Source organism: Acinetobacter nosocomialis (assembly GCF_041021905.1).
Lineage (GTDB): Bacteria > Pseudomonadota > Gammaproteobacteria > Pseudomonadales > Moraxellaceae > Acinetobacter > Acinetobacter nosocomialis.
The window spans coordinates 1,485,913-1,502,927 of the sequence record NZ_CP157432.1 but is presented as its reverse complement, the minus strand read 5'-3'; the positions used below and the strand labels follow the sequence as shown (position 1 = coordinate 1,502,927).

The 17,015-nt window shown below is 36.9% G+C and carries 12 protein-coding genes and 1 pseudogene; all 13 read right to left on the bottom strand.

Features of this window, described 5'->3' with window-relative positions; genetic code table 11:
- Window positions 1–3: 3 nt before the first annotated feature.
- On the bottom strand, window positions 4–957 hold the full coding sequence (locus ABLC00_RS06895; RefSeq protein WP_033846863.1) for a M15 family metallopeptidase: 954 nt from the start codon (window positions 955–957) through the stop codon (window positions 4–6).
- Between the two features lie 7 nt (window positions 958–964).
- Complete coding sequence (locus ABLC00_RS06890) at window positions 965–1,564, bottom strand: hypothetical protein (protein WP_033846864.1); 600 nt, start codon at window positions 1,562–1,564, stop codon at window positions 965–967.
- Window positions 1,565–1,576: 12 nt separating this feature from the next.
- Window positions 1,577–2,383 (bottom strand): type IVB secretion system protein IcmH/DotU, encoded by an 807-nt coding sequence (gene icmH, locus ABLC00_RS06885; RefSeq protein WP_348941280.1) that lies wholly within the window; start codon window positions 2,381–2,383, stop codon window positions 1,577–1,579.
- A gap of 17 nt (window positions 2,384–2,400) precedes the next feature.
- On the bottom strand, window positions 2,401–3,765 hold the full coding sequence (gene tssK, locus ABLC00_RS06880; RefSeq protein ID WP_004702450.1) for a type VI secretion system baseplate subunit TssK: 1,365 nt from the start codon (window positions 3,763–3,765) through the stop codon (window positions 2,401–2,403).
- A 16-nt stretch (window positions 3,766–3,781) separates the two neighbouring features.
- Window positions 3,782–4,876 (bottom strand): type VI secretion system protein TssA, encoded by a 1,095-nt coding sequence (gene tssA / locus ABLC00_RS06875; RefSeq protein WP_033846866.1) that lies wholly within the window; start codon window positions 4,874–4,876, stop codon window positions 3,782–3,784.
- A 21-nt stretch (window positions 4,877–4,897) separates the two neighbouring features.
- Window positions 4,898–7,582, bottom strand: a complete 2,685-nt coding sequence (gene tssH, locus ABLC00_RS06870; RefSeq protein ID WP_080775676.1) for a type VI secretion system ATPase TssH — start codon at window positions 7,580–7,582, stop codon at window positions 4,898–4,900.
- A gap of 217 nt (window positions 7,583–7,799) precedes the next feature.
- A complete protein-coding gene (locus ABLC00_RS06865) occupies window positions 7,800–8,063 on the bottom strand; it encodes a PAAR domain-containing protein (RefSeq protein ID WP_002048345.1) in 264 nt (87 codons plus the stop codon).
- A 16-nt stretch (window positions 8,064–8,079) separates the two neighbouring features.
- Window positions 8,080–8,847, bottom strand: a complete 768-nt coding sequence (locus ABLC00_RS06860) for an OmpA family protein (RefSeq protein ID WP_002048340.1) — start codon at window positions 8,845–8,847, stop codon at window positions 8,080–8,082.
- 2 nt (window positions 8,848–8,849) lie between these two features.
- Window positions 8,850–9,809, bottom strand: a complete 960-nt coding sequence (gene tagF, locus ABLC00_RS06855) for a type VI secretion system-associated protein TagF (RefSeq protein WP_017398210.1) — start codon at window positions 9,807–9,809, stop codon at window positions 8,850–8,852.
- A gap of 37 nt (window positions 9,810–9,846) precedes the next feature.
- On the bottom strand, window positions 9,847–13,686 hold the full coding sequence (gene tssM, locus ABLC00_RS06850; RefSeq protein WP_033846868.1) for a type VI secretion system membrane subunit TssM: 3,840 nt from the start codon (window positions 13,684–13,686) through the stop codon (window positions 9,847–9,849).
- A gap of 30 nt (window positions 13,687–13,716) precedes the next feature.
- Complete coding sequence (locus tag ABLC00_RS06845; protein WP_033846869.1) at window positions 13,717–15,129, bottom strand: hypothetical protein; 1,413 nt, start codon at window positions 15,127–15,129, stop codon at window positions 13,717–13,719.
- Window positions 15,126–16,124 (bottom strand): type VI secretion system baseplate subunit TssG, encoded by a 999-nt coding sequence (gene tssG / locus ABLC00_RS06840; protein WP_001190390.1) that lies wholly within the window; start codon window positions 16,122–16,124, stop codon window positions 15,126–15,128. The genes ABLC00_RS06845 and tssG overlap by 4 nt, the downstream gene beginning before the upstream one ends.
- Window positions 16,088–16,978 (bottom strand): annotated as a pseudogene (locus ABLC00_RS06835) (type VI secretion system baseplate subunit TssF); the annotation flags it as partial. The gene tssG and the pseudogene ABLC00_RS06835, both read right to left, overlap by 37 nt.
- Window positions 16,979–17,015 lie beyond the last annotated feature (37 nt).

Genomic DNA, 17,015 nt, shown 5'->3' with positions numbered 1-17,015 from the left:
CTTTTAACTTATTTCATTTAAGCTTTCAGCAATCAATTTTTCCGCCATTTCCTGAGTTTTCTTCAAACCAGGCATTCTATACTCGGTATGACCATAGTCTTGTATAGATTTCCAGCGTCCACCCCATGTCAGTCCAACGGACTCTGCAACTTGCCCATACAGACGATACCCCTGCATAGCCCATGGATCACGTTCAGAAATAACCACTTTACCATTTCGTTTAAATGCTACATCTGCTGCTAAACCAAATTGATGGTAGCTCTGATAACCTTTTGCCTTGGTTGTATTCGGGTTGCCTGCCAACATATTTTGGCGCCCTGGACTGCGATAACCTTCAAGCAAGACTAACTCATAACCATATTGCTCTTTCATAATTTTAAAGACCATAAGCAAGCGCTGCTTATAGCGTGGGTTCATTTTGTCCCACTTACGATTGACCATATTGGTATCTAAAATTGCACGGCCATCGAAACTTGCTTTATCAATAGGTGAAGAATTAATTGCACCACTGTCTTGAGAAGCATATTGTTGTTCTAATTGAGTCGCTTCAACAATTGCCGCTTCAATCAGACCTTCATCCACTTCAGGTGGTGGTGATAAGATTTCTCCATTTAATAATGTGTAAATTTGCGGATCAGTTTTTTTTAAGTATTCGGCTTCAATCCGAGTTGAACTAATCGGACGAGTAAAGGCAAAAACTAAAATGCTGGCAAATAAAAAAAATCCTGCAATTACAATCCACCATTGTTGCAAATGCCAATGAGATTGTAATTTTTCAGGTGCAGCTGCCTGATTCATGGTCTGGGCAAATTGCCTGACCTGATTTAGTTGCCGACGTCCCTGAGGTAATAACGATAAAACAAATGTTCTACCTTTACTTCTGAGTTCGTAAGACATTAAAAATGCCAGCCCTATAGCAAGGCAGGCAAAACAAAAGAAAATTAGAAAAATCATCATGACTTAACTAATTCACCGCAAATGGACTGCGAGTCACTTTGATATCAACCGATGCTTTCGGTGTTTCCGCCTCAGCCTCTGGCTCAACTGGAACTTTCTTAGCTTCAGCAGGTTTAGCTTGAACTACCTTAGGTTGAGCGATAGGTTTTTGCTGAGCTGGTTGTATTGCTTGAGTGGGTTTAGCCACAACTTGTTGCTTAGGTGCTACCCGTTCACCTGTTAACTGTGCATCAAAAGGTGAAACACGTTGCTGAGTTGGAGCCGCATTTTTATGAGGAGCAGGTTTAAAAATACCACTCAGTTCATTTTCTTTAGGTTGCTCAAAACCATCATGGCTCATTGGATCAGCTTGCTCTTGCTGATCAACTGTAATTTGTCCATGCGTAGAAGAATTCGTCATCAATACTGGATCACGTTCCTGATCTTGATTTGACTTACTCTCAACAGTGGTAGGATCTGACGAATACGGTTGAGACAAGAACAGGAACAGTGAGATGCTTACAAACACCCCGGCAATAATACCAATGATGATATAGATTACTGGTGATCTCGACTTTTTTTTATTCGATTGCAAAACTCGAATAGAAGTTGGTTTTTCCTGAGCCATTTCGTTCCATCATCAAGGTAAATAAATTGTAATATGTGCCTGCTCTTGTGGGGCAGAAATCACATTTTGATAAGTAGATAATGCTTTATCATTTTGATTATTCAACATAAATCTTAGACCCGCGAAGGTAAGCAATGCAAAAATCAATAAGAAAATCAAAATCCAGAAAAAAGGTAATTCGCGATGAATAATATTTCGTATCTGATCAGGAATTGCCGAGAACGGCGAAAAAGCAACTTTTTTACCTTTTAAATAATCAATTACGTCACCTACTCGCGCAACCAAATGATTTAAGCTTTCGATAGACTCAATTCGATATTTACCCTGAAAACCTAATAATAGACAGTAATGGAATACTTCAAGAGCAGCCAAACGATCTTTTCCACGGCTTCTCAACTGTTCTAATATTTCGAAGAACTGATAACCCGCCAATTGAGAACCAAATAAGCTCAATTGCAACGGACTAATCAACCAAGCATTTTGCAAATTAAAATAGCTTGGGTCTTGTTGGGTCACGATTGTTTCATCAATCAATGCACAAAATGCATATTTAGCATCATGAATATCATCTGCTGAAAACTGCAACTTTTTAGCTTGTTGTTCAAATCGATTAAGCAAATCTAAAATCTTTTCACGAAACCGCTGCGGGTCAGCTGGCACATACTGATTTCGAATCAAAAAGATTAAATAAAAACCATCGTGCAATAAATCGATCAGATTAATCGCCTGTAGTTTTGATTGGGACTGGCTATTATTATTTCCCCCTGTCCCGATTTGCCCGTCATCAAATAAAGAAGGAGCACCTGTAGATTGTGACATTTTTCTCTCCTTTATCTTTAAGCGTTCATGACCGCAATCAGCTCAATACTGATATCTTGGAAGCCCGCTGGAACGTAAATACAAATCGTCTCTGAATCTAACATGCGCTGATAGAGTTCATGATGCGGTTCGATTTCGAAATAGCTCACGCCAGAACGCACTGGAATAGCCGTTGGAACTTGAATTAAGTGGTGTAATGGAATGGCTGGTAATGCTGCAACAACACGCTGTTCAACATCCAGCGTACTACCGATTTTAAACCGTAGAGGTACAATCTGAATCAACTCGTGAGTCTGCATTGCACTGCTGGATACGGCTATATAAAGTCTAGTATCACGAGTAATCTTATCTGTCTCGAGGCTTCCTACCCAATATGAAGGACGAATTTCTTTAAGGGCAATACTGATGTAGCGACTAGAAATAATGGTATCTAATAAATCACGCAAAATGGTGTCGAGCTGGGTAAAACTCTCTTGCAAATTGTGATGTTTATAGGCTGGTAACTGATCAACTTCATAAGCTGTCGAAAAAGTTAATAATGAGCCCGCTAAACGCAATAATTCAAAAAACAATCGTTCCGGATGAATTTGTGGATATTGCAAGAAATGATTCAGACCAGCATGTGCAGTGTTTAAAGCATTGACTAACCAAAACGAAACGATATCACCTGAACGGAATTCAATTAATTTCTGTTCATTTTCACGGTTGTTGGTTTGAATGGTTTTAATTTTTGCCTTAATAACATTCAATGTTCTTTTTAAATTCGAAACCAATGTCTCAGATGCATCGACATGCAAAATAGGTGGAATAAATTTACGATCAATTTCAAAAGCACCTGAACTCTGACGTTTGATTTTACCAATTGGCAAATAAAGAAAACCATCCAGATTATGATCAGGATTACTGTTTGCATCTAATAATTTAAACACAGCTCGACGACGCAATAAGCTGATATCAGCTTCTGTCGCATTTGTGAACAGATCGTGGGTCTCAACCAAATGTGATTGATAACGCCCCTTCTGTGATTGATTTTGATCAATTAAATTCTGTTTATTGGCTTGTAATAATGGTAATGCCAAATAAATGACCATCTCACCACGTAAATTAAGCTCATCAAGCAGAATTGGTTCAGGTAATAAATCGTAAGCCGGTGCCTGATATATTTCGCCGTCTTGCCAAATCATTTCTACCGATTCAAGCGCAAGAATATGTGTACTAAGCTGTGCTTCATCAAAACTTAATTTTTGAACACCATATGAAAATGGCACAACAGCACGAACAGTGTGATTTAAGCGTTGTTCATGATAGGTATCTTGAATTTGGAAATGTTGAGGTCTTAAAAATAAACCTTCGCCCCACAGGACTTTTTCAGCTTTAAACATATGTCTTTACCAATCTTTATTCATATTCATTTTTAGGCTGCACACCTAACATTTCCTGAACCATTTGTAATGGGTTTTCATCTTTAATGACTTGTGCCAACCATTCATGTAATGGCATTTGACTCCATTTAATGGTCTTTTGAAGCATATAACTCACAGGACTATGTGGCTCGTTGGCCTGAAAATAATCGGCTATTTCTTGTAGCACTTTCATTGCTTGCTCACGGTTAGCCAAGTGAGTTTGTGCTTGAGGCTGAAACATAGGCTGTTCTGATACGATTTGTACAGGCACTTGATTTTCCATAGATGGAGTCGTAATAACAGCGGCCTGTTCTTGGGTTTGGGCAAGCCCACTACCAAAAGCCTCTGCTTTATAAATCTTGCGTAAGGTGCTGTGAATGGTTTCAAATGCAGAATCAATTGCAGCAAAACTTGGTGCATCTAATCCCATTAAGTGATCAAGCGTCTGTTTTAAAACATTCCACTCCGTTAGAACTAAAGTAAACTCTTGATAATTTGAATATTGAAAGGTTTTAGACGTATTAAAAATCGCTTGATCAAATTGTTCCAATTCAGATGGACCTGATTGGCTGTCGTACTCTTCTGTTTGCTTACGACGAATGTTTTCGTGGTATAGAAAATTATCGTAATCAAGTAAGTTGTAATAAGGAGCTGTGTTAGTTAAAGATACTTTCTTCAACAAACCAGGCAACTGATTAATTAAACCTTGTAATAAACCAATACGTTGGTCTAAATCATCATCTTCAATAATCGGATGAATATCCTGCCAATATTGGTTCAGCATGGTATGGGTTAAAGTTAAACCCTTTACCATACCCTCAAAGCCATTTAGATGAGTCCAGGCTTCTATTAACCATGTTAATAGACGGATATCTTTGGTTTTTTCTGTGAGCAAATTACTGACGCTCTTTGCGACAAAATCCCAATCTGCCTGTTTCCGCTCAGCAACCCAATCCCCCTGATCTAATAATAGATCATCCTCAGTTCTCGCTTTCTTTATTTCGTGAAATTCATTAGAAAATGAATAATCCTCTCCACAAAGTAAGCTGTCATTAATGGGTTTAAGTAGTTCAGAAATATCAATACTCATCTAATTTTAGCTCTATTAATTTTAAACTTCTGATTTCAACTTTTTACTAGTCCGTTTTTTAGCAGGCTTCGCCACAGGATCTAGTAAATATTGGATTTCATCATCTTTGGCATCAATCATGATTACTTTCGGCAATTTTTGATCTGCTAACGCCACTAAAATTTCAGTTGCCAAAGCGGGTAAAACTGTCGAATTTAAGATGTTATCGACATTACGGGCGCCACTATCCACTTCAGTACAACGGCTAAGTAGTAACTCGACTAAATCCTCTGAATATTGGACTGCTGTTCCATATTGTTTTTCGATTCGAGCGGTAATTTTGCCCAACTTGTGTTTAATAATTCGAACCAATAAATCGTCATGCAACGGGAAATATGGCACAACTCTCATACGTCCTAAAAAGGCTGGTTTAAATTGTTTATATAAACTTGGTTTTAAATGCTCAATTAACTCTTCTGCTGTAGGCCACTCTTCAACAGGCTGATTTAAACACGCCTGCATAATTGCACTAGAACCTGCATTTGAAGTTAATAAAATTGTCGTGTTTTTAAAATCAATAACACGACCTTCACCATCTTCTAAAGTACCTTTATCAAATACTTGGTAGAACAGCTCTTGCACATCGCTATGTGCTTTTTCAATTTCGTCGAGTAGTACAACACTATAAGGATTACGACGTACTGCTTCGGTTAACACACCGCCTTGACCATAACCCACATATCCTGGAGGTGCACCTTTAAGTGAAGATACCGTATGCGCTTCTTGATATTCAGACATATTAATCGTGATTAAATGCTGCTCACCACCATACAGCTCATTTGCTAAGGTAATTGCGGTTTCAGTCTTACCCACCCCGCTAGGGCCAACTAAAAGGAATACACCTTGAGGTTTATTTGGATCTTCTAATTTAGCCTTTGATGTTTTAATACCTTGAACCAATTGTGTAAGTGCATAATCTTGGCCCATTACACGCTCGCCCAATTTATCTTCAAGCGTTAAGATTTGCTTAATTTCATCATTTACCATTTTCCCAACAGGAATACCGGTCCAATCAGAAATAATTTCATTAATAATTTGAGAATTTACACGCTCAAAAACTAATGGCTGTTGGCCTTGAATATCAGCAAGATCTTTGCGCATTAAATTAATCTGATCATAGGCTTCAGACTCATTAGAATGGCTTTGCGCTTCTAATTCCTGAATTTTACGAACTAGCTCTAATTCTTTTTGCCATTGTTCCTGAGTTTCTTGAATCTCGTTTTGTAAAGACTCTAAATGATTCTTCAGATTCTCTAATCGTTCATGGTGTATTGGAATCTGACGATGTTCATTTTCCAAAATCTGTTGCTCAAGCTTTAAGTTATGTTCTTGTGCCTTCAATTGATCAAGTTTGACTGGCTGTGCATTTTGGGTCAACGCTACACGTGCTGCCGCAGTATCAAGAACACTTACTGCTTTATCCGGGAGTTGACGACCACTAATATAGCGATGAGAAGCATGTACAGCTGTGATAATTGCTTCATCATCAATTTGTAAATTAAAGTGCTTTTGCATTACTGGAATCATTGCACGTAGCATATCAACAGCAACTTCTTCGGTCGGCTCTTCAACCTTCACAACCTGAAAACGGCGGCTTAAGGCAGCATCTTTTTCAAAATACTGTTTATATTCAGCCCATGTTGTTGCAGCAATCGTTCGTAGCTCACCACGTGCAAGTGCAGGTTTTAAAAGGTTAGCAGCATCGTTTTGCCCTGCTTGGCCACCTGCACCAATAAGCGTATGTGCTTCATCAATGAATAAAATAATAGGATGAGCCGAAGCCTGAACTTCCTGAATCACTTGTTTTAAACGGTTTTCAAACTCACCTTTAACACTTGCACCTGCTTGTAAAAGGCCCATATCTAAAACATGCAAATGTACATTTTTTAAAGCCTCAGGAACTAAACCTTGAGCAATTTTTAAAGCTAGCCCTTCAACTACAGCTGTTTTACCTACACCAGGTTCGCCAGTTAAAATCGGGTTATTTTGGCGTCTGCGCATTAAAATATCGAGCATTAAACGAATTTCAAATTCACGCCCAATAACTGGATCAATTCCACCATTCTTCGCTTTTTCAGTTAAATTAATCGTATATTGATCTAAAGCTGGTGTTTTTTGAGTTTTTACATTTGGAGTAGCAACTTGTTCTAGCTCAGCTTCTTCGTGTGAAGAAGTTTTAGGTTCTTCTTGTTGTTCTACACTCTTTTCACAAATCTCAAGAAATTTATGCTTCATTGAGTCTATCGGTAAAAGATCAAATAAACTCGAAGCTCTTGTTGCAATTTGATATAAATCTGGTGCAGTTAATAATGCAACTAACAAATGACCACTACGAATGACAGGGTTTTGTTCTGCCGAAGCCAATAACCAAGCTTGCTCAAATAAACGAACAATGGATTTAGCAAAAATTGGAGTACGTGTATTACCTTTTGGTAATTGAGAGATTGTCTCTTTTAAATCATCTGCCAAAGCATCAGCTGAGATTTTATATTTTTTTAATAAAATTTTTAAATCATTTTCTAAAGACTGATTAAGTAGCTCTAAAAATAAATGTTCAATTTCAATTTCGTAGTTTTGCTGAAGGACACAAGCATTAGCCGATTTTTCTAAAGCAGTGCGCGCAACTGTAGAAAGTTTTGTAATTAAAATTTTTAAACTACTCATCATTACTCTCAATATTTTTAAATAATTTAATACTTAAAATCATAATGCCCGTATATTACCAAAATTTAGCTTTATCCGACAAATAACCTAGCATCATAATCATTAATATGATTTGTTCGATTTCTTATTTCTATATAAAAAATCTAATATCATTAAGAACATTTAATTAGTACATATATCTTTTCAAGTTAATAATTTAAGTGAAAAGATATATCCTCTACTATCCTTGATTAACCAAACTTTGTTTCGGTAATAATTTACAACCACAAGATAATGAATCATTTACTCTTGCTGCTGATTTTCCCATGACTTGCATATTTGGATCTCCAGAAACAATCGTAGAAACCGTTTTATGAGCCGGACAAGTTGCTTTGTCACCTACACATGCAATTGCAATTCCATCTATTAAAAATGCACTATTACCAGAAATGACTTGCCCTCCACCTGTCGTTGGGCAACCAATCGTAATATAAGGGCTAGCCATATTCTTCTCCTTATGTTTATAAAACGGTGAACTCAATTCGACGGTTTTTCTTTCTGCCTTCTGGAGACGTATTATCTGCTACAGGTTTAGTGGAACCTAATCCTTCTGCAGACAAATGATCAGCAGGAATGTTCTTACTCACCAAATAATTTTTAACTGCTAATGCACGGTCTTGACTGAGTTTTAAGTTTTTAGTCGCATCTCCAGAACTATCAGTATGTCCTACAATTTTGACTTTTTTACCGCCAACTTTATTTAAAGCAACCGCCATTTCATCAAGAATTTTTTGGCCAGCATCTGTGAGCACTGCACTACCAGATTCAAATTCAATAATTCGATTTTTTAAAGCATCATCAATGACTTTCTGCTCAGCCTGATTTACAGAAAGCTGTGAAAATAATTGATATGGTGGCTGTACTAAACCCTGAAATATCTGAATAGTTGGTTGTATTTCTGTAGGATTTAGCATTTTTCCAGTCAGTTCAAATCGCGTGCCGTTAACACTTAACTTGCCCTGAGAAACTTTTTTAAGATCTGGTGTAATCACTCTTGTTACAGAGTCACTCCAGCCATTTGGAGCTGCTACTGGTCGAACTTGTATTTTATCTACCACTTGGTCTGCACCATAAACAGACTGCATTTTCATTAAAATAGCCTGTTTACTTGCTTCGTTTGGCACGACACCTTCAACAACGATTGGCTGTGCTAAAGCATAATTCGCAATCGCATAGATACAACAGCCTTTTATTAATTGTGAAAGTTTAATTTGATATTTTTGATTCATTGTTATTCACCCAAAAAAGTCTGTCTAAATAGTTTTAAACCTTGATTTAAACTTAATTGGCGTTGGCATAAAGATTGTTCTAGCGTAGCTAAACCAGCATTTTGTTCCAAATAAGTATCAATCCATTGAGCTTCTATTAAAGAAACCCAATGTTTACTATCCATATTCTGAGTAAAAATATCGCTAAGAGCTAAAATATCCGCACCCTGAAAACCAAAGAATAATACTGGCTGCTCTCGATGTAACAATCCAATCAAGACTTCAGTATTATGTTGTTTTAAAAAACGACAAATGATACTGACCCAGAATGCTGCTATTTCATAACAATAAGCAGGATTATTAATCGGCAAAATTAGCACTTTATTTAAGCGACTGGTTCCATTTTGTAAAATGGGCTGCAGTAATAATCCTAGCCCAATCATACTTTGAGCTAATTCATAAATACTTAGCTTCATTAACTGAGCAAACGAATGCATTGTATGGTTTTCATAAAAACCGACACATTCACGTTCAGATAAAACTTGAATTTGATTTGGTAAATGATTGAGCTTACCAAATAATAAATCAGAATCTTTAATACCTCTTAAAGCACGATTATTTTGAAATAAATCAACTAAAACATGCTTATAACTATAAGGTGCATATAATAAATTTTCGTATGGTAAATCAATCTCAAGTAAATGACTGAGTACCATTGGAAAAGCTCGGCCTGAACTGTCTTCGCTCGCCAGTAAATTTGCAGCTAAAAACATATTCTCTTGTGGATTTGCAATAAAGAAGTCCAATGGAGGCAACGTACCATATGCCTCTTTGAACGTAGTGGATTGCATTGCATATTCCAGCGCTTCTGTAATCCACTGGTCAAGGACCTGTATTAAGGCATATTGACCCTTTGTTTTTAAGAAATCACCGCGTGCCGGACTCTTCCCATAATACAGAGGAGTTGTTTTTAATGTATGCATTAGCTCCCCTCCTTTAATGTTGAGGTTACTTTCCCTGTCATGGCTTAACTCCCGCAGTTGGTTGAGTTGCAGCAGGTTGTGTTAATGCAGCAACTGGATTTGCAGGTTTTGTAGGAGCAGCAGCCTGAGCTGGTGCTTGCTGCGCCGATACAACACGGGCAGCTTTATCAGCAGTAACTTTGTCAACCAATTGCATACCAGAGTAACCGCGACTTGAGCCGATACTGCCTGAGTTACTACTAATAAGACGGAAGTTCATTTTCACAAACAATGATGGATCCGTCTTACTGCGCCAAAGCATTTCGAAACCACCGTTCTGCTCTTTACGCTGTGCACTATCAATTAAGCGGTTAATACCATATTCACCTGGCTCATCAAAAATCGTATGAGTTTGACCTTGTAAATCTACAGCCGTAATACGCGCACCAGGAATGCTGCCTTGATTTGGCCAAATAAAGTTAACCCATTGCTGTACACCATTTTCATAAGTCATACGCTGACCATCAATATCAACGGTATATGAAAGCAATTGCGGGTTTTGAATTGGGTAGAACTGGAAGTTAGACTGATTTGTTGCCGGAACCGCTGGTGCCTGACTATTTAATTCCCCAGTTGCCATACCATTTGTAGGTGCAACATAGCGCTGGAAATTCATTACAAATTGCGGGTTTAAACTAATACCCAAATCTTTCCATGTTTTTGAAGTTAAGGTATAGCCACGACGAATAACAAATGGGTCTAAGCTCTCTTTAACAAAACGGGAAATGCTACCGTTTTCACCAAGAATTTGACCAATTTCACTACTTGTTGCTTGTAAAGAAGCGGATGAGTTAAACGGATATTTCTTAGCAAGATTTGTAGTAAATGGCTGATACGCTTGCATAACCCAAAGTTTATTAATTTCATCTTGAGTAGGCGTAATTAAACTTTCAAAGGCTTGTGTAAGAGGACTTACCACTAATTTTTGTAGCAATTGCTGATCAATTTCACTGAAACCAACCGCCATTTTTTCATCAACAATTTTTTGAGTCTGATTAAATACCGATGTCTGCTCATTTAAGGTTTGCTTAACCAATGTCATAGCACTTGGCCCAACCTCACCCGCATTTTTAAGTTCATTAAACTTACTACGCACTAAAGCAAGATTTGTCATATATTCATCAAGTAAAGATTTACCCTGTTGATCATCACGTTTACGGACCAACTGATAGAACATTTGATATTCTTGAGAAATAGCACCTTGAGCATTAGCAACTGCTTGATTTGCTAATTGTTTATCATCACGGTTTAAGACTTTGCGTTTGAACCATGCAATAAATCCTTTTTGAGGAGCAGCTAATTCTGCTTGAACAACTGGATTGTCCCAATTTGTTTCAATAGCTACACGTTCAATAAGCGTGCGAATTGGTGAATTTTGTGGCTCACCTAATACATCAATATTTTTGACTTGCTGAGCAAATTGATTTGCTTTTGCATAGTGAATACCACTTAAGAATTTTCTCCATTCCGCAATATATTCTTGCTTATAAAGTGCTGTGAGCTGCTTTCTAATTTGCTCTGGGCTACCCGAGAAAGTTAAGTCATCAGATTGACGACTATTAAGCACCCAGTCTTTACTATCTGTAGGCTTATCTGCTGCTTCCTCAATGGCTTTTTCTACGTAGTCATTCCAAGCTTTTTGAGTAAATACACCTGGTAATGCATAGCTGCCTAACACAACATTTTTATTTGCCTCACCAACAATTTGACTTACTGTCAAAGCTGGGAAGCGAACAGCAGCACGCATTTTAATTTCGTTATAAACACGGTCACGTGCTGGCATACCTCTAATCACAGAGAGCAATACTTGACGTGTCTGATCAACTAATTGAGAGTCAGCATCCAAAATTGGGAACTGCTTATCATTTGCTAATGTCATTGCATACGACAAGATCTGTTCAGCTTCCTGAATCATATCTGCACGTGGCATTTGCCCTTTATTAGCATCCAGCCAAGAACGCCAGAAACGTGTTACCTGATCACTTAAATGACTTGCATCCATATACTGTGGATTACTCATCATCAAATATGCTTTTAATGCATTATAAGCATCTTGAGGGTTGGTATCTGACGGCTCTAAATATTGCTGAGTTTGAGCAGTTTGCTTAATCTCAACGTTGGTATGATTTGCTTTTAAAGTCGCTTCGTTATTTTTTACACGTTGCAAATACTGAGCAATATTTTGCTGAGTAGGTGTTAAAACAATTTGTTTAACGCCTTTTAAATATTCAGCTTTTAATTTTTCACGTAATTCATTGCCTTGATATAAACCAAAACTAAATTTTAGAGGTCTATTTTCATCAAACTCGTCTAATTGCTGTAGACGTCTTTGTAAAATAAGTAGGGCTTCCAATTGAGTTGATAATTGTTGACCCGAACTCTTCTCTAACTGAACAACTTTATTTAAATCGGCTTGAACTTCACCAATAAGTTGTTGGTTATTGCGATACGACCAAATCCACACACCCAGAATAATTGAAACGCCAGCTAAAGCACCAATAAATGCAATATAACGCTGACGCTTTTTACCTGCATTTACATGCTGTTTAACTAAATCTTTATCTCTTAAAATAATATCTGAAAATAAGCCTTTTAAGAAATAACCATGGTTAGGCGTTGTTTTTAATTGATCTCTTACTTCATTTTGAGCAATTTGAGAAAGCTGAAATTCTTGTGCAATTTGCTCAGTCATTGGGCTTTCTATTACACCCTCTTGCAAGGCACTTGTGAAATAGAAACCACGGAAAACTGGTTGGAACTGGTAAGGGTTATCTTCAAAAAGTGTAGCAATAAAACTTTTTAATGCAGGTTTTAATGTTTTAAATTCTAATGGGAAGGTCATCACACTCGGTGAGATATTTTGAGAGTGTCTACGACTAAGATGGGTCGAGCTTACCCCTTTTAAACCATCGTAAAGAATATTGTAGTGTTTCTCAAAAAGATCTACAGCATTATGAGAAGAATTCTGCTCGTATGGCAGTGTTGCACCCCATGCCTGATTATATTCTTGTACTTCATAGAACTCGAAAAATTCGGTAAAACCCGCAATCAAATCCATTTTTGAAAAGACTAAATAAACGGGTACTACAACTTCTAAACGTTCCGTTAAATCTTGAATACGAGCACGTAAATTTTTAGCAAGCTTCAATGAATGTTCAGGACTTTGGCTCACCAGTTCAGCAATACTTACAATAAGAATTAAGCCATTCACTGGAGCTTTAGAACGGTTTTTCTTTAATATATTTAAAAAACCTAACCACTCTGAATGATCTTCGCTATATACCGAATAACGACCAGCCGTATCTAATAAAATACCTTCTGTAGAAAAGAACCAGTCACAATTACGGGTACCACTTAAACCGGCCGAAACCATTTTTTGATGTGTTTCTTCAAAAGGAAACTTTAAACCAGAATTATAGATTGCAGAACTTTTACCAGCGGCTGGATTACCAATAACCATATACCACGGCAACTCATATAGTGCTGCATTACCCTTCTTATCTCCTAGCTTTGACTTACGAATCAATTGAATAGATTCTTTCATTTGTTGGCTGATAAGTTGCAGCTCTTCTTTATCTTTATTTTTGCCGTACTCAGCTTGGGTATCTTTTTCTATCGCTTCAGCAAGCTCTTCACCTTGAACGGCATGCTTTTTTCGCTGAATTAGCCAATAAATTCCATAAACAATGAGCCCTAAAGCATAAGCAGATGCTAAAGCCCAAAATATATGGCGAGGAATTGAAGTATAGGAAGACATCAATGCCACGAACAATGACAAGGCGATAATTGCTTTAGGATTCGTGATGTACTGCCACAAGTAGCCTAAAATTGTATGCATTCTATTCTCGTTCTAAGTTCAAAGTTTAAATTAGCTATTCAACACCATCGCATCATCTTCTGAATTTTCAGTGACACTCTGCACAAAGGTATGTGCTGACACCGTATTTTCGCCAAAGACAAAAGGAACGATATGTTCAGGAAAATGCATACTGAGCATAAAGCCATAAATATCAACTAAATGCTGAGTATGCCCCAATGAAGATTTCACATAAATAAAGTGATGCGGTTCAACAGAAGTTTGCGTAAGTTGCTGCTGCAAATGCTTCGCTGCTTTTATATCTGTCTGATCTGAAACAATAAGTACATATGGCTCATCCCCCTCGTACTGCGGCAATTCATTTAAATTCAGGATATTAAGAACTTTTGCAGTTTTTTCTTGACCAATTACGACTTTTAAATTTTTAGCGGGTTCAAGTTCTTCAATTTTTAAGGAGGGATCTGCAATAAGGCAGCTTGTAGCAAACTCCGCCGGAATATAATCTTTAACCATCCAAGACTTTTCATCAATCAGGTCTTGATCAATTTCTGAATCAACGGCAAGCACGAGAAATATTTCATGCTCTTTCTTTTGAATACGTTTTAATAAATGAATAAACTCTTGATAAGCCACACGTTCTCCCAAAAAGTGATATTCGATATGAACTTTTTGGGAAATAATGCCAATTTCAGTAAAGAACTCTAAAATTAAATCGTTACTTTGCTCATCATTCCATATATGCAATAAATCTTCTGGAAGAAGAATATGTAAATTCAGTCGATTTAAACGATGTACTTCAACTACAGGTGTTTCTGTATCTTCATATTCAGAATTTGGATCAGCCCATGCAGGATGCATGTGATATTCACGGATCTGATGAGATTCATAAAATAAAATTGAACGCTTTAAATGTTCAGCCAAGCGATACAAATTCTCTATGTTTTGTTCTAATTGCTGTCTTATTAAAGACATGATACGAACTTGTCTTGGTGAAGCTGCGTATTCGAAATTCTCTTCATCCGACTCGGCCAAATCTTTAATTCGATAAGATAAAAGTGGCAATCCATAAGAATTCAACAACTGATCATCAAGCTCTGGACTTTTGAAATCTTGTATTTCTTTAATAATAGTTTCATTCTCGCCCAATGCATGAATAGCAAAAGCAGAGTAAATATGAAAATCTAACTGCTCTAGAGGCTGATCAGGTGTAGTCGTTTGTTTTTGGCTATCATCATTTTGGCTTTGATTTACAGCTTTCTCTTTCTTTTCTTTATAACTTTTATAAGCGCTATAAATCAGCCAAGGCGATAAGATCGCCAATGTAATAATTGCCGGTAATAAAAGAAAATAAAGGAAAAAATCCCCTTTATCAGGGTTATATTGAACATCGCGCCAGTAGAAAATAATCAATCCACTAACAATTGTAAAAATAGCGATGAATGAGAGTAATATTTTTTTAATCATATTTGCTCTCCAATAAGGCTATAACATGTTTCATGGCTATGGGTGCTAGGCTTGCGAGACATTAAAAAAGCACCTTGCCCTAAGCCATTGGCTTGGCTTTGAGTCAGGCGAACAGGTTGTATTTCCGACTCATCTAATATCAGTCTTAGATCGATTGAAAGTGTCGGACTGCACCATGTTTCTACAATTTTTTTAAGCTTTAAACTAAGCTCTTGGTGAGGTAAAAACTTTAAATATTGCTGACGCTTAAGTGGACCTATCTGAATCTCAATTTTTCCATCAATTTGTTGAATCGTTTCCCCACAAAACGTGTTAATACCAAGTAAGCTAGGCTGGCTTCCACCTAAAGTTGTTAACTGATCACTTGCTAACTTAAATGATTCTTGTATGAACTCTTTAATTGTAATTTCATGCTTAAATATACAACTCAACATTGTTTTCAAAGCATGAACGGTATTATTTTGCCCCTGCATTAAACCCGAAAATTCAGCAAAATATTCATCCAAATCTTGTTGTTGATGTTGTGATCGAACATAACCATTTAAAGCATGCAGGATATCCAAATAATCATTTTTATTTTCTATTTCATATCGCACAGGCAAGTGATAAGTAATACTTGACTCTACATACTGACCAGTTAACTTATGATTAAATAAACTCAAAAACTCTTTAGTTTCAGCTCGTTGCTGCCGTGGAGCCTGCTTAATTTTATTTGTATAAGTATAAGGTAATGCCCCTTGTATACCGGTAAGGCCAACGATCAAGTTAGTTAAATGAACACGCTCATCTACTAATTCTAAACTTTCAATTTCAGTGGCCGGAAAGTTTAAGTTAAACGAGGTCTCAAATTTAAAATGATCAGTCCATGACGAACAGGCATCATTAGCTGGGCTATGACGCAATAACCGTGTTGCTTGAATAAATTCAAAAGATTTAGGGCGTTGAAACAACTCAGCCGTTATAGAAGAGTCTTGCCACCAACGTTCTGACTGCATTGGTATAACTCCTGCTGAGATGAATAATCCTTAACCACCAAATCAACAAAACTATTAATTTGAACCTTTAAATTAAAAACACGACTTAATAGTTGACTAAAAATATATAAGCTATGCCCTCTAAATACAGATGAATCAATTTGTAATTCAGCTTTTACCCCTCTCACAAACATTGGAAATGGTTTGCCATCTACAAGTTTATGGGTAAGTGAAAATTCTAATTTTTTAATTGATTCAATAATTAAATAATTTTCTTTTGACTGCGGTAAGTTATATAAAGCCAACAGCTCTTTAACATGAGAAACAGCATCCCCTTTCATAAGCGCTAAGCTATTTAATGAAAGATGTGAAATTACACGCCATTGCTCACTTTGGCCTTGTTCAAACTTATAAGGTTTGGTTGGTCGCTTTAAGACAATGGCACGTCTCGCCAAACTACTATCATTTAAATTTAATACGTTATTAGACTGACCGAGTGCTTCATGAGGCAAATCACGGTTTGAACATAATAATTTGGTACTAATAAAATCTGAGCGTGTTGAAAATGGATTTAGATTTTTAGAAATAATGGAATAGCCCATTTCAACAAAATTAGACTGTAACTTTTGATAATTCACTGAGTAAAAAAAGCGAGCTGTATCATTGTGATAATGACTCATCGCAAAAAACGGTAAAACAGGAACATAACTTTCTTCCTGATTTGTTTTTTCACGCACCATGTTCATCTCAAGTATTGAATATACTTGATAAAATTCAGGATGATGAGCATCTGTAACCAGTGGATATTCGAGTTGCTTATGAACTATCTTTTGAGGTTCGGCATATTTTTCAAATAAGTTAATTACTGGGGTAGAGAGGTGGATCAGGAAATTTGAACAACACTTATAAGTG